This window comes from Georgenia sp. G2120 (assembly GCF_055326485.1).
Genome location: NZ_JBUZNL010000010.1, coordinates 70,204 through 84,620 on the forward strand (window position 1 = coordinate 70,204; position 14,417 = coordinate 84,620).

A 14,417-nucleotide genomic window follows, 5' to 3' on the forward strand; every position below is an offset into this window, starting at 1 on the left:
CGGACGCCCCGTCAGGCCTGGTCGTCGCGCCGGTTCCGCCGCCTCGGCACGCGCGGGAGCGCCAGCCGGGGCGCCTCCCCCGGCAGCTGCCAGCCACGCGACCGGGCGAGGAGGGCGAATCCGGCCGTGACGAGGATCGCCACGGCGAACGCGATCGCCTCCTGCTCGATCGTCGCGCCGACCACCATGACGATCGATCCGGTGACGGCGGGCACCGCGTAGAGGGTGTTGCCGCCGAAGACGGCGGGCACACGGCCGACGAGCACGTCGCGCACCATGCCCCCGCCGACCGCGGTGATGAGGCCGATGAGGACGGCGGGGATCGGGGCGAGGCCGAGGTGCACCGCCTTGAGAGTCCCGATGGCGGACCAGCAGCCGAGCGCGAGGGCGTCGGCCACGACGAGGACCCGGTTGCTCCACCGCCCGTCGAACGGCACGAGGTAGCCGATGAGCGCGCCGGCGAGCGCGGTGCCGAGGTAGGCCGGTTCGGCGAGGGCGACCGGCGGAACCTGCAGGAGGGTGTCCCGGATGAGGCCGCCGCCGAGGCCCGAGATGATGCCGAGGGTGACGAAGGCGACGAGGTCCATCCGCAGGGCGCGCGCCACGGCCGCGCCGAGCACCCCGTTGGCGAGGACGCCGAGGAGGTCGACCGCGTCGAAGAGGGCCTGGAAACGTCCCGCGTCGGCGGCGGCGCCCAGCACGCTCTCGGTCAGCACCACGACATCGTGCCAGCAGCTCGCGCCACGCCGGCACGAGGGCCCGTCACCTGCTCACGTGCCGCCGGCGCGGCACCCGTGGGGGTGGCGCGCCGGGGCAGCGAGCGTGGTGCGGACCCGACGACGAGGTCAGGACTCGTCGGAGTGGTGGCTGCCGTTCGCCAGCGGGTCCTCGGCCGTGCGGCCCTCGGCCTGCAGCTTCCGGCTCTTCGCCAGCGAGGCCACCACGGTGATGACGAGCGCGACGACGATGAAGCTGAGCGAGAACGCGATGCTCGGCTCCGGGATCGCCTCGAGCATCTCGTAGCCGTGGAAGGCGTGGATGAGCAGCTTGATGGCGATGAACCCGAGGATCGCGGCCAGGCCGTAGTGGAGGTAGACGAGGCGGTCGAGCAGCCCGTCGATGAGGAAGTAGAGCTGACGCAGTCCGAGCAGCGAGAAGGCGTTCGCCGCGAAGACGAGGTAGGCCTCCTGCGTGATGCCGAAGATCGCCGGGATCGAGTCGACGGCGAACATGACGTCCGCCGCGCCGAGGGCGATGATGCACAGGAGGAGCGGGGTGATGAAGGTCTTCCCGCCGTGGCGGGCGATCAGCTTGCCGCCCTCGAAGCCGTCGGTGACGGGGAGGATCCGGCGGGTGAAGCGGATGAACCAGTTCTCCTGGTACTCCTCGTCGTCGCCCGGCTTCTCGACGCCCTGACGGGCCTGGGAGATCGCGGTGTAGAGCAGGAACGCGCCGAAGATGAAGAAGATCCACACGAACCGCTCGACGAGCGCGGCACCGATGAGGATGAAGACCAGCCGCAGGACGAGCGCGATGATGATGCCGACGAGCAGGGCCTCCTGCTGGTACTTCCGCGGCACCCGGAACCCGGCGATGATGATGACGAACACGAAGAGGTTGTCGATCGACAACGACTTCTCGGTCACGTACCCGGCGAAGTACTCACCGGCGAAGCCGCTGCCCCAGAAGTACCAGACGACGAACCCGAAGGCGACGCCCATCGCGATGTAGGCGACCGACCACCAGGCGGCCTCCTTGAGGGTGGGTTCGTGCGGCGTGCGCACGTGCCCCACGATGTCGATGGTGATCATCGTGAGGATGACCGCGGCCAGTCCGATCCAGGCGATCGCGTGAACGTCCATGCATACCTCTCCGGTACGTCGAGTGAGCTGGTACCGGAGGTCTCTTCCGCCCACCGTGGTGGGCCGCGACGCCGAGCGGGAGGGTCCCGCCGTGGTGACGACTGTCGCTGCGGGGGAATACTCCCCTCCGTCGGTGCGAGGCTACCCGACCTCCTCGGCACCCGTCCGGCCAGGCGGGAGAGAGATACCTCGCTCGACGACGACGAAGCCCCGGCGCCGGACCGTCACGTGCGGCCGACCGCCGCCGTCGGCTCAGGCCTGGCCGGCCCTCATCTGACGGAGCTCCTTCTTCAGCTCGGCGATCTCGTCCCGCAGCCGGCCGGCCAGCTCGAACTGCAGCTCCTCGGCGGCCGCGTTCATCTGCCCGGTGAGCTCCGTGATGAGCTCGACGAGCTCCGACGCCGCCTTCGCGCCCGCGCCCTCCCCCGCACCGCCGGCCGCACCGCGCCCGGCCTGCCGGGACGCCTTCCCGCCGCCCTCCTGGCGGTAGCCGCCCTCGAGCAGCTCGGCGGTGTCGATCTGCTCGCGGGCGAGCATGTCCGTGACGTCGGCGATCCGCTTGCGCAGCGGGGTCGGGTCGATCCCGTGCTCCGCGTTGTAGGCGAGCTGCTTCTCGCGGCGGCGCTCGGTCTCCTCGATCGCGAACTGCATCGACTCCGTCACGGCGTCGGCGTACATGTGCACCTGGCCGGAGACGTTGCGGGCGGCGCGGCCGATCGTCTGGATGAGGGACTTCGACGAGCGCAGGAAGCCCTGCTTGTCGGCGTCGAGGATGGCCACGAGCGAGACCTCCGGGAGGTCGAGGCCCTCGCGCAGGAGGTTGATGCCGACGAGCACGTCCGCCGACCCGGTGCGCAGCTCCCGGAGGAGCTCGACCCGGCGGAGGGTGTCGACGTCGGAGTGGAGGTACTGGACCTTGACGCCGCGCTCGAGGAAGTAGTCCGTGAGGTCCTCGGCCATCTTCTTCGTCAACGTGGTGACGAGGACGCGCTCGTCCTTGTCCACCCGGTCCCGGATCTCGCCGAGCAGGTCGTCGATCTGGCCCTCGGTGGGCTTGACGACGACCTCGGGGTCGATGAGGCCGGTGGGCCGGATGATCTGCTCGACCACCCCGTCCGACTGGCCGAGCTCGTAGTCCCCCGGCGTGGCCGAGAGGTAGACGGTCTGGCCGATGCGCTCGAGGAACTCCGTCCAGCGCAGCGGCCGGTTGTCCATCGCCGAGGGCAGGCGGAACCCGTGCTCGACCAGGGTGCGCTTGCGGGACATGTCGCCCTCGAACATCGCCCCGATCTGCGGGACGGTCACGTGCGACTCGTCGATGACGAGAAGGAAGTCCTCCGGGAAGTAGTCGAGGAGGGTGTGCGGGGCGGTGCCCGGCCCGCGGCCGTCGATGTGCCGTGAGTAGTTCTCGATCCCCGAGCAGGTCCCGATCTGCTGCATCATCTCGAGGTCGTAGGTCGTGCGCATCCGCAGGCGCTGGGCCTCGAGCAGCTTGCCGGCGGACTCCATCTCGGCGAGGCGCTCCCGCAGCTCGTCCTCGATCGAGCGGATCGCACGCTCCATGCGCTCGGCGCCCGCCACGTAGTGCGAGGCCGGGAAGACGTGGACGGAGCCCGGCGTGCTGACGACGTCCCCGGTCAGGGGGTGAAGGTAGGAGAGCGCGTCGATCTCGTCGCCGAACATCTCGATCCGGATCGCGAGCTCCTCGTAGACCGGGATGATCTCGATCGTGTCGCCGCGGACCCGGAACGTGCCGCGGGTGAAGGCGAGGTCGTTGCGCGTGTACTGCATCTCGACGAACCGGCGCAGGAGCGCGTCGCGGTCGATCTGCTCGCCCCGCGTCAGGTGCATCATCCGGTCGACGTACTCGGTGGGCGTGCCCAGGCCGTAGATGCACGAGACCGACGAGACGACGACGGTGTCCCGCCGGGTGAGCAGCGAGTTGGTCGCGCTGTGGCGCAGGCGCTCGACCTCGTCGTTGATCGAGGAGTCCTTCTCGATGTACGTGTCCGTCTGGGGCACGTACGCCTCGGGCTGGTAGTAGTCGTAGTACGAGACGAAGTACTCGACCGCGTTGTTCGGGAGCAGCTCGCGGAACTCGGTGGCGAGCTGGGCGGCGAGGGTCTTGTTCGGCGCCATGACGAGCGTGGGGCGCTGGACCTGCTCGACGAGCCAGGCCGTGGTCGCCGACTTGCCGGTGCCGGTGGCGCCGAGCAGCACGATGTCCTTCTCGCCGGCCCGGAGCCGCTCTGTGAGCTCCGCGATCGCCTTGGGCTGGTCGCCCGCCGGGGTGTAGTCGGAGATGACCTCGAACGGTGCGTCGTCCCGCTGGATGTCGATGACCTCGCGCATGGTCCCAACCTACGACCCGCCGCCCACAACGGCGGCGGCCGGGACGCGGTGCGGTGACCCGCTCCACGTCCCGGCCGCTGCCGGACGTCGATGGTGTTGTCGGGCCGCGGCCGGCCCGCCCGGTCGGTCAGGTGACGACGAGGGAGACGAAGCCGCCCGCGCCGGTGTAGGACTCGACGATCGCGACCGCCGGGCCGACGAGGTTGCCGGACTCGATCGCGGCCGCCCGCCAGTTGGACAGGCCGATCTCGTTGTCGTCGTTGCTCCAGCTCGAGCCGTCCGAGCCGACGACGTGGAGGACGGGGTCCACGTCCGGGCTGTCGGCGGAGACGAGCGCCGGGCCCGAGTCGACGTCGACGATCGCGAGCGCGAAGGAGTCGGCGGGCAGGTCGACGCTCGTGGAGCCGAAGCGGTCCATCTGCGCCGTGCCGCTGATGAGCTCGAACTCCATCGCGGTCGCGTCGCCGGAGTACTCGGAGAAGGTGAGGTCGTAGACACCGGCGTCGAGGACCGTGACCGCGGCGGCGTCGAAGACGTTGTCCGTCCCGCCGAGGAGGTCGAGGTGGTCGGAGCTGTCGTCGAAGCGCTGGTCGACGCCGTTGCCGGAGATCTCGATCACCATGTCCTCGTCGTCGGCGAGGGCCGCGAGCGCGATGGCCGAGCGCTCGTCGACGACGAGGCGGCCGTTCCACTCGTCACCCTCGAGCATCTCCCCCGAGCCCGAGACGCCCACGAGGGTGCCGTCGAAGGCCTCGACACGGACGGTCTCGTGGACGCCGTCGCCGTACAGGGTGCTCTCGGGGGCGGCGGGGCCCGGGCCGGGGTCGACGGGGCCGGCGCCGGAGCCGCCGGGGCCGCCGACGGGCGGGATGTCGTCACCGGCGCAGGCAGACATGCCCGCTCCGACGACGAGGACAGCGGCGGCCGCACCGATGCGGCGAAGGACGGTGGTGTTCATGATCGCTCCAAGGGGGGTGTGGCTCTCGACCCGCGGGCGGTGCTGCTCGTCGGGCCGTCACCGGTGATCCGGGGACTGATCATCAAGTTAGGGAGGACGACGACGCCGGTCCAGGGTCGGTGTGGGGCAGGGCACACCTCCCCGGCGCCGCGGCGGCCCGGCGGCGTCGGGGCTCGGCAGCCTCCCGTCGCCCGGCAGCGCTCTGACCTGCACCGATGCCGGACGTCGCCGGGTGCGTCGGAGGCCGGCCCGGCGCGGTCGAGCTGCCATGGGGACCGCTCCCCGAGGGGTTGCGCTTCTTTGTCGGGCTGTACACGACGAGGGTGGCGGCCGCTCTGTGGTGGAGCGTCCGCCGCCGTGGGCGCGGGCCGTGCCGGCCCGACGCGCGTGATGTCCCGCCCGGTCAGACCTCGCGCATGTCCTCGGGGACGTGGGCGATGAGGACGTCGTAGACGCTCTCGTCGAGCGCGACATCGCCGGCGCTCCCGGCGATGGTCGTCCCGGTCGTCATGTCCCCGACCTGCCAGAAGTACATCTCGACGTCGGTCTCGTCGGGCGGTCCGTCGAGGTCGGAGCCCGCGGGCAGGCCGAGCTCGACGAGCTCCGCGCGGATCTCGTCCCCCGTGCCCGGGTCGAGCTCGATGGTCTCCTCGACCTCTGCCTGCTGCTCCGCGGTGTCGCCGTAGAGGTAGGCGATCGAGTCGCCCTGGAGGGTGACGACCTCGGCGTAGGTCGCGTCGCCCTCGGGGATCATGTGCGCCGTCATCACCATGTGCTCGGCCGTGATCTCGGTGAGGGGCTCGCCGACCGGCGGCGCCTCGGCCCCGGTGTCGGCACCCGTGTCACCGTCGGACCCGATCTCGGGCATGCCCCCGGACTCGGTCTCCCCGGAGCCGCCCGCGGCGCCGTCGGAACCGGTCTCGGTGTCGCCGGCCGCGGCGGAGTCCGACTCGGAGCTCTGCGGCGCCTGGTCCGCGTCGTCGGAGCCGGACTCCGCGTTGTCCTGCGTGTCGGTCTCCGAGCTCGAGGGCTCGGTGGGCTCCTCGGACTCCTCCTCGCCGCCACAGGCGGCCAGGACGAGGCCGAGGGCGGCGACCGCCGCCGTCGTCGTCAGTGCGCGTCGTGCTCGGGTCGTTCGCATGGTGCTACCTCCGTGTGTTCGGGGTCGTGGGTCGGCGTGGTCAACGGTCGCCGGGCGCGCCGAGGCGGCCGGCACCGAGGTGCCGGCCGCCGCGTGCGGTGAGGAGGGTCAGCTCAGGCCGACCGACGTGGTGCCACCGGAGCTGCCGTAGCTGTTGACGGCGATGACGATCGGCTCGACGCTCTCGCCCGGGAGGGTGATGAGCGAGTTGAGGCTGTCGCCGCCGTCGTCGTCCTCGTAGGCGGTGTGCGTGGACGGGATGAACGCCCACAGGACCGAGTCCATGTCTCCGTTGGTCGCGATGGACTCGTTGCCGGTGGCCAGCTCGCCGATGGCGAGGGTCGCGGCGGAGCCCGAGACCTCGAGGTTGGCGGTGCCGCCCGCCGGGATCACCGTGGTGCCCGAGAGGACCTCGACCTGGTACTGCGCGGCGTCGCCGCCGAACTCGGAGATGTCGATCGTGTAGCTGCCGGGCTCGAGGACCTGCGTGATCGCGGGGTCGAGGCTGCCCTGGTCGAAGCTGAAGATGTCGGCGTACCCGTAGGTGTCGTCGATGCCCGTGTCGATGCCGCCGCCGGAGATGCCCATCTGCAGGTCGCCGCCGTCGGTCGAGGTGGCGCCGACCGCGACGGCCGCGCGCTCGGTGACCTCGAGGGTGAGGGTGGCGGAGCCGCCGGCGGGGACCTGGCCGGTGAGCTCGCCCGAGACGTTGACTCCCTCGCCGCCGCCGCCGCTCGCGGGCGGCGCCTCCGAGGTCGGCTCCTCGGTCGTCGGGGGCTCCTCCGTGGTCGGGGGCTCCTCCGTGGTCGGGGGCTCCTCCGTGGTCGGCGGCGCCTCGGTGGTGGGCGGGGTGTCGGTGGTCGGGGCCTCCGTCGACGGCGGGGCCGGCGGCTCCCCCGTGGGGGCGATCGGGCCGGACTCGCTGCAAGCGGCGATGCCGGAGGCGGCCAGGAGGACGATTCCGGCGGTCGCCGCACGGCGGCGGTTCATGGAGATGCTCATGTGCTTCTCTCTCTGTCTCGAGGCGGGTGCGCCTGCGTGGATGGTAGGGGCGTCCGGCTCCCGGGCGGCTCACCGTCCGTGATCCGTGTGGCGGTGGTCCGCACCCGCGAATCCTCGCGGGCCGAACCGTCCGTCTGCCACTGGTTGAAAGGTAGGGCGAAGCAGACGCCCTGGGCGGCACTTTCGGAGGGGAGGGCACCCCACCCCATCGGGTCCGGTCCTGTGACCAGGCACGACGCTCTGACGCACACCCAGCTCGCGGGTCACGCAGCGTCCGGGTCCCGCAGGTCGAGGTCGGGTTCGACGGGCTGGGAGGCGAGCCGCTCGGTGACGATCGCGGAGCCGTGGAGATCGAACCATGGCTCCTTCGCCTCCGCGTACCCGCCCGTGCGGGGGTCGTCCGCGTGCCTCCGAGCCATCGCCCGCTTCATCGTGGCGTAGTCCGACCGGACGTCGGGATCGTCGCGCAGGGCGTCCCGGAAGGCCAGCGCCCAGCGCCAGCCGGGCGATCCGGTCTCGCGCACGTGGAGGTTGACGGCCCGCCCGGGGTCGGCGTTCCGGTGGAACCGCTTGGGCCACGGTCGGTCACCGGCCGGCGGGTGGGGGTGGTCCCAGCCGTCCGCCTGGCGGGTGGGGAACCCGGCGCGGGCGAGCACGTCCGGCACGCGGTCGTCCCCCAGGTCGTCGACGCCGACCTGGAGGTCGAGCACGTCCTTCGCCGCGAGGCCGGGCACGGCCGTCGACCCGATGTGGGAGACGTCCGCCGCCACCCCGGCCTGCTCGAGGGCCGCGCCGAGTCGCGCGACGAGTCGCGCACCCGTCGACGCCCAGAGCCGGCCGACGGTCGTGCCGCCGCCTGCATCGAGCTCGGCGGGATCGCGCAGCACCGGGCCGCCGGAGCGCTCGGCGACCGTCCCCGTGCGGACGTTCTCCTCGTAGGGGCGCAGCCGCCCGTGCCAGGCCCGGCGCACAGCCGCGACGAGCTCGTCCTCGGACCCCGTGTTGTCGAGCCACACGTCGGCGACGGCGCGCCGCTGCTCGTCCGTGGCCTGCGCGGCCACGCGGGCACGGGCCTGCTCGGCCGTCATGCCCCGGTGCTCGACCATCCGACGGACCCGCAGTCCCTCGGGCGCGTGGACCACGAGGACGAGGTGGTACCGGTGCGCCACATCGTTCTCGACGATGAGCGGCACGTCGTGCACGACGATCGCCGCCGGGTCCGCGTCGACCGCCTCGCGCTCGAGCCGCTCGTGCTCGGCGAGCACGAGCGGGTGGGTGATCTCGCCGAGGCGGCGCAGGGCGGCCGGGTCGGCGAACACGACGGCGCCGAGGGCCTCCCGGTCGAGGCTCCCGTCCGCGCGGAGCATCCCGCTCCCCCACTCCCGGGCGATCGCCGCGAGGCCGGGGGTGCCCGGCTCGACCACCTGGCGGGCGAGGACGTCGGCGTCGACGAGGACGGCGCCGAGCCTGACGAGCTCGGCGGCCACGGTCGACTTCCCGGCGGCGATCCCCCCGGTGAGGCCGACGCTCAGCACGCCCCGGTCCGTCCTGGCGTCGCCCGACCGCCGGGCGTCCGGCCGGCTCCGGGCCGCTCGTTCCCCCTCGTGGTCCCGCGCGGACGTCCGAGGCTCACGACGCGCCCGGGGCCAGCGCGGAGACGATCGCGCGCACGGCCCGCGTGGCGTCGCCGACCGGGAGGTGGCCGGCCGGCGGGAGGTGGACGAAGCCGGCGACCGTGTCGGCGCCCGATTCCCGGGAGGCGTCGAGCGCGGTGTACAGGACCGCGTTGCAGACGTAGAGGCCCGCGCTCGCGGACGTGGTCGCCTCGACGCCTGCCCCGCGGGCCGCGGCGATCGCCGACCGCACGTCGATCGTCGCCAGGTGGGCGTCCGGACCGCCCGGGCGGACGGGGACGTCCACGGGCCTCTCGTCGTCGACGTCCGGGATCCGCGCGTCGACGAGGTTGACGCCGACCCGCTCGACGGTGAGGAGGGTGCGGTCCTCGGCGAGCCCGAGGGCGAGCAGGACGACCGGCTCGTGCTCGGCCACGAGCTCGCGCACGCGGGCGGTGGCGCGGGCGAAGGAGGTGGGCAGGACCTCCGTGACGAGCCGGATCCCGGGGACGTGTCCCGGGTCGGCCTCCAGGGCGCGGACGACGTCGGCGCTCGGGTTCTCGGTGTGGGTCCCGAACGGGCCGAAACCGGTGACGACGACGGTGCCGGCGGTCATCGGGCGGCCTCACGGCAAGGACGGGCGAGGGCGGCGGTCACCCGGACAGGCTAGTGCTCCGGGAACGTCTCCCGTCAGCCCTCGTCGCTCGCGTTGTACTCGTCGATGACCGCCTGGCCCTCGTCGCGGACGTCCTGCGGGACGAGCGACAGCGCCGCGTCGACGAGGTCCCACATCGGTTGCGAGTCGCCGGTGGCGGTCGAGTCGTACCCGGTGCCGGTGACGGTCGTGATGACGTACGCACCGCCGACGCCCTGGCTCGAGTGCGAGTCGTCGTAGTCGTCCCCGGTGTCGACGGGGACGTCGAGCGCCTCCCAGGCCGCCATCACCTCCTCGAGGTCGCCCTCCTGCGTGTCGACGGTCTCGGTGAACCGGGGCTCGTCCTCGTAGCGGGAGCCGGCCGTGTACGTGATCCCCTCCGGGCCCACGGTCACCGTCTCCAGCGAGTCGTGCGGCGGCGGGACCGAGCCGGACAGGGACTCGACCTCGATCTCGAGGTCGACCGGGTAGGCCGCGTCGACCTCGGGGGCGTCCGTCGGGTCGGTCACGGTGGGGTCCTCGGTGGGGCCGACCGGGTCGTCGCACGCCGCGAGGCCGGCGGCGAGCAGGACGCCGGCGACGGTGGCACGCGCGCGTCCTCCACGGCCGGCGGTCGAGCGCGTGGCGGACGGGACGGAGGTGGGGGCGTGGGTGCGCATGAGGGGTCCTCTCGGTGGCTGCTGCGGCGAGAGTAGGGCCTGGCCGCGGCGCCGGGCACCGCGGATGAGGGGTACCCCTGCCCGGTAGGCGCCGGTCCCGGACATGCCGGACGCCCGGCCCCTCGTCAGGGAGCCGGGCGTCCGGTGACGGTCCGTCGGACCTCTGGTGCGTTCTCGGGTCAGTTGCCCGTGAGCTTCTCCCGCAGGGCGGCGAGAGCCTCGTCGGACGCGAGCGTGCCCGCGGCCTCGTCGGCCGGCGCGTCGGAGGAGTAGGACGCGGCGAGGTCGTCGCCACCGTCCACGACCTCGTCCGCGACGTCGTCGCCGGCCGCCTCGGCCTCGCGCGACGCCGCGATCTGCGCCTTGTGGGCCTCCCAGCGGGAGTGGGCGGCCGCGTAGTCGGCCTCCCAGGCCTCGCGCTGCGCCTCGAAGCCCTCGAGCCACTCGTTGGTCTCCGGGTCGAAGCCCTCGGGGTACTTGTAGTTGCCCTGCTCGTCGTAGTCGGTCGCCATGCCGTACAGCGAGGGGTCGAAGTCCTCGGAGTCCGGCTCGACGCCCTCGTTGGCCTGCTTGAGCGAGAGCGAGATGCGGCGACGCTCGAGGTCGATGTCGATGACCTTGACGAAGAGCTCGTCACCGACCTTCGCGACCTGCTCCGGCACCTCGACGTGGCGCTGGGCCAGCTCGGAGATGTGCACGAGGCCCTCGATGCCGTCCTCGACGCGGACGAACGCACCGAACGGGACGAGCTTGGTGACCTTGCCGGGCACGACCTGGCCGATGGCGTGCGTGCGGGCGAAGGTCTGCCACGGGTCCTCCTGGGTCGCCTTGAGCGACAGGGAGACACGCTCGCGGTCCATGTCGACGTCGAGCACCTCGACGGTGACCTCCTGGCCGACCTCGACGACCTCGGACGGGTGGTCGATGTGCTTCCAGGACAGCTCGGAGACGTGCACGAGGCCGTCCACGCCGCCCAGGTCGACGAACGCACCGAAGTTGACGATCGAGGACACGACGCCGGGGCGGACCTGGCCCTTCTGCAGCGTGTTGAGGAAGTGCGAGCGGACCTCGGACTGGGTCTGCTCGAGCCAGGCACGGCGGGACAGGACCACGTTGTTGCGGTTCTTGTCCAGCTCGATGATCTTGGCCTCGATCTCCTTGTCCACGTAGGGCTGGAGGTCGCGGACGCGACGCATCTCGACGAGCGACGCCGGGAGGAAGCCGCGCAGGCCGATGTCGACGATCAGGCCACCCTTGACCACCTCGATGACCTTGCCCGTGACGACGCCGTCCTCGTCCTTGATCTTCTCGATCGACGACCACGCGCGCTCGTACTGGGCGCGCTTCTTCGACAGCAGGAGGCGACCCTCCTTGTCCTCCTTCTGGAGGACGAGCGCCTCGATCTGGTCGCCCACGGCCACGACCTCGTCGGGGTCCACGTCGTGCTTGATGGACAGCTCGCGGGAGAGGATGACGCCCTCGGTCTTGTAACCGATGTCGAGCAGGACCTCGTCGCGGTCCACCTTGACGATGGTGCCCTCGACGATGTCCCCGTCGTTGAAGTACTTGATGGTCTTGTCGATCTCGGCGAGGAGCTCGTCCTCGGAGCCGATGTCGTTGATCGCGACCTGCGGGGTGGTCGGGGCGGGGGTGGTGGTGGTCATGTAGAGGGAAACTCCGATGCGGACAGGGATGATCGAGCGGACAGGGACTACGGCGGTTCTCGTGGGCCGCGCGTGCGCGCGGACAGACGGCGCCGACGTTGAATGGTACCCGCGCTCGCAAACCGGGACAAGCACGACGGCGCGGCGGCGCCACCTCGTGACGGGCCTCACGAGCGGCGGCTCGGCTCGACGGTACCTCCTCGACGGACGACGCACCGTGGGGCCGCCGGCTCACCAGTCGAGCCGGACGAGCTCCTCGCTCCCGTGCAGCACGACGGCGTCACCGACCGGTTCGAGGTAGCCGGCGGACGGCGCACCCCACGTGTCGACGACCGCCGCCGTCCCGGGGTCGACGGCCACGAGGTCGCCGTCGTCGACCACGAGCGTGTCCCCGCGCTCGAGCACGCCCTCGGGGAACAGCTCCTCCCCGACGACGCCGACGACGTCCGAGCGGTCCGCGCTCAGCAGGTGGGTGTCGGGCTCCCCACGAACGAGGACGTGCTCGCCGGCGACCTCGCCGCCCGGTTCGAGGGCGCCGGCGAACGTGTCGGTCACCCCGGGGTCGAGGAGGACGGAGTCGGCGCGGCCCTCCTCGAGGTCGTGGCGAAGGAGCCGCCGATCGCCGTCGAGGACCAGCGGGACGACCCGGGTGTCCGGGTCGAGAGCGGTGGTCGCCGCGAGCCGGTTGTGCGGGTCCCGCCACAGCTCGGTGCCGTCGACCTCCATGGCGACGGACCCGGCGCCCGGTTCGTTGCACCACATCGTCGACCCGTCGGTCGAGAAGCGGGTGCACGGCCGGGCGGTGACGAGCTCACCGGCACCGACGTCGACGATCGCCGTGCGCTGCCCCGCCCCGAGCGCGAGCACGGTCTCGGAGACGGGGCGCCAGCGTGGCCGGTCGAGCAGCGCGTCACCGCGCTCCCCGGTGCCGCCGACGACGATCCGCTGGTCCCCGGCGAGCATGGCGTCGGAGACCTCGGGGCCGAGCTCGAGCGACCACGTCTGCTCGAGCGAGTCGGCGTCGTACCCGTGGAGGACCACGTCGGTGCCGCCGCCCGGCTGGTCGAGGACGACGAGAGTGTCGCCGAGGACGTAGAGGGAGGACAGGTAGCCCTCGATCTCGGCGGTGCCGGTCGACTCCCCCGTGACCGGGTCGATGAGGTGCGCGGTCCACGCGGTGCCGAGCCCGTCGTCGTCGGTGCCCGTCGCCTCGAGGCAGGCGTAGCTCCCGCCGGGTGCGGGGTTGCGCGCGCACAGCACGTGGCTGAGCGCGCGGGTCCAGGTGGGCTCCCCCGTGCCCGGGTCCACGCCGACGAGCTCCGCCTCGAGGGTCTCCGGGTCCTGGGCGACGACCGCCCACCTGCCGTCGGAGTCGAGCACCCCCTCGTCGTCGAAGGATCCGTCGACGTTGCCCCGCAGCCGCGCGTCCGCGAGGTCGGACAGCGCCGTGACCTCCGCCTCCCACAGGACCGGGAAGTCCGTCGCCGCCGGGGCGGGATCGTCCTCGGGGCCGCCGCCGGGCGGCGGGTCGGGGTCGGTCGACGTGCCGATGAGGCCGGACCACGAGAGGACGAGGCCGACGAGCAGAAGGACGACGACGAGCGCGAGCGTGACCGGCCCGTAGGTACGGGTGCCGATCCGTACGCCGCGCATCGCGGGGTAGCGCGAGGCGTGCGGGGCGTCGGCGCGGAATCCCGACGGCCGGGTCGCGCGCTGCGGCCCGGAGGTGGTCGCCGGATCCGCGGGACGGGCGGACGGAGCGGGACCGGTGGGGTTCGTCGGCCCGGCGTCGGGCCGGTGTCGACGCGTGAGCTGCTCGAAGCTGTCGAGCCGACCGGGCACGGGCGTCCGGTCTCCTCCAGGCCCGGGCTCCTCACGTTCGATCCCGTAGCCGCGCAGGTAGTGGTCCGAGGGCTCACGCCTCCGGTCGCGGCCCCCGGGCGGCGGCCGGAACCGCGCGTCACCCACGCCGGTCCTAGAGCGCGACCGCGACGCCGATGAGCGCGATCAGCACGGGCAGCCCGACGAAGAGCCCGACGTAGATGGCGATCGCCGCGACCGATGCCTTGTGCGCCCCACCGCGACCGGCGTCGGTGTCGGCCGGCGCGCGGCCGTAGTCGTTGCGCGGCCCGAGGTCGGGGCCGCCGAGGTTCTGGCCGCCGTAGGGCTGCTGGCCGACGTAGCCCTGCCCGGCGTAGTTCTGGCCGGTGTAGCCCGGGTTGCCGTAGCTCTGCACGCCGGAGGGCTGCTGTGCCGCGCCCGGGGAGCCCGCGGAGGAGGGGTCGGAGCCGGAGAACTGCCCGCTGCGGCCGTGCTCGGGATACACCCCGCGCGCCTGGGGGTCCCCGTGCGCATACGGGTCCTGCTCGTTCCATCCGTATCCGGTGCTCATGTCGCTCCCTGGTTCCGCGGGCGGGTGCCCTGCCAGGACGGTAGCGCCTCGCCGCACGGGTGGTGCGTCGTCGGGACGTGGAGCGCTCCCCCGCCGTCGAGGGAGCGTGGGAGCATCGG

12 protein-coding genes are annotated in these 14,417 nt (G+C 72.6%); all 12 read right to left on the bottom strand.

Going from position 1 to position 14,417, the window contains the following annotated elements; all coding sequences use genetic code 11:
- Positions 1 to 11 precede the first annotated feature (11 nt).
- Positions 12 to 716: a trimeric intracellular cation channel family protein gene (locus ACZLMO_RS11870; RefSeq protein WP_425714180.1), complete on the bottom strand. Its 705-nt coding sequence runs from the start codon at positions 714 to 716 to the stop codon at positions 12 to 14.
- A gap of 129 nt (positions 717 to 845) precedes the next feature.
- Positions 846 to 1,862 carry a TerC family protein gene (locus tag ACZLMO_RS11875; protein ID WP_425714181.1) on the bottom strand — a complete coding sequence of 339 codons (1,017 nt, stop codon included), beginning with the start codon at positions 1,860 to 1,862 and terminating at the stop codon, positions 846 to 848.
- Positions 1,863 to 2,114: 252 nt separating this feature from the next.
- Positions 2,115 to 4,214: an excinuclease ABC subunit UvrB gene (gene uvrB / locus ACZLMO_RS11880; protein WP_463653864.1), complete on the bottom strand. Its 2,100-nt coding sequence runs from the start codon at positions 4,212 to 4,214 to the stop codon at positions 2,115 to 2,117.
- A gap of 127 nt (positions 4,215 to 4,341) precedes the next feature.
- Entirely contained in the window at positions 4,342 to 5,172 is an 831-nt protein-coding gene (locus ACZLMO_RS11885; protein WP_463653865.1) for a hypothetical protein, read from the bottom strand.
- A 403-nt stretch (positions 5,173 to 5,575) separates the two neighbouring features.
- Entirely contained in the window at positions 5,576 to 6,313 is a 738-nt protein-coding gene (locus tag ACZLMO_RS11890) for a hypothetical protein (RefSeq protein ID WP_463653866.1), read from the bottom strand.
- 108 nt (positions 6,314 to 6,421) lie between these two features.
- Positions 6,422 to 7,315, bottom strand: a complete 894-nt coding sequence (locus tag ACZLMO_RS11895; protein WP_463653867.1) for a hypothetical protein — start codon at positions 7,313 to 7,315, stop codon at positions 6,422 to 6,424.
- Positions 7,316 to 7,578: 263 nt separating this feature from the next.
- Positions 7,579 to 8,850 (bottom strand): dephospho-CoA kinase, encoded by a 1,272-nt coding sequence (gene coaE, locus ACZLMO_RS11900; RefSeq protein ID WP_463653868.1) that lies wholly within the window; start codon positions 8,848 to 8,850, stop codon positions 7,579 to 7,581.
- 94 nt (positions 8,851 to 8,944) lie between these two features.
- Positions 8,945 to 9,544: a pyroglutamyl-peptidase I gene (locus tag ACZLMO_RS11905; RefSeq protein WP_463653869.1), complete on the bottom strand. Its 600-nt coding sequence runs from the start codon at positions 9,542 to 9,544 to the stop codon at positions 8,945 to 8,947.
- Between the two features lie 74 nt (positions 9,545 to 9,618).
- Positions 9,619 to 10,242, bottom strand: coding sequence for a hypothetical protein (locus ACZLMO_RS11910; RefSeq protein ID WP_463653870.1), 624 nt, complete (start codon positions 10,240 to 10,242; stop codon positions 9,619 to 9,621).
- Between the two features lie 179 nt (positions 10,243 to 10,421).
- Entirely contained in the window at positions 10,422 to 11,906 is a 1,485-nt protein-coding gene (gene rpsA, locus ACZLMO_RS11915; protein ID WP_425714189.1) for a 30S ribosomal protein S1, read from the bottom strand.
- 231 nt (positions 11,907 to 12,137) lie between these two features.
- Complete coding sequence (locus tag ACZLMO_RS11920; RefSeq protein WP_463653871.1) at positions 12,138 to 13,874, bottom strand: hypothetical protein; 1,737 nt, start codon at positions 13,872 to 13,874, stop codon at positions 12,138 to 12,140.
- Positions 13,875 to 13,881: 7 nt separating this feature from the next.
- A complete protein-coding gene (locus ACZLMO_RS11925; protein WP_463653873.1) occupies positions 13,882 to 14,298 on the bottom strand; it encodes a hypothetical protein in 417 nt (138 codons plus the stop codon).
- Positions 14,299 to 14,417 lie beyond the last annotated feature (119 nt).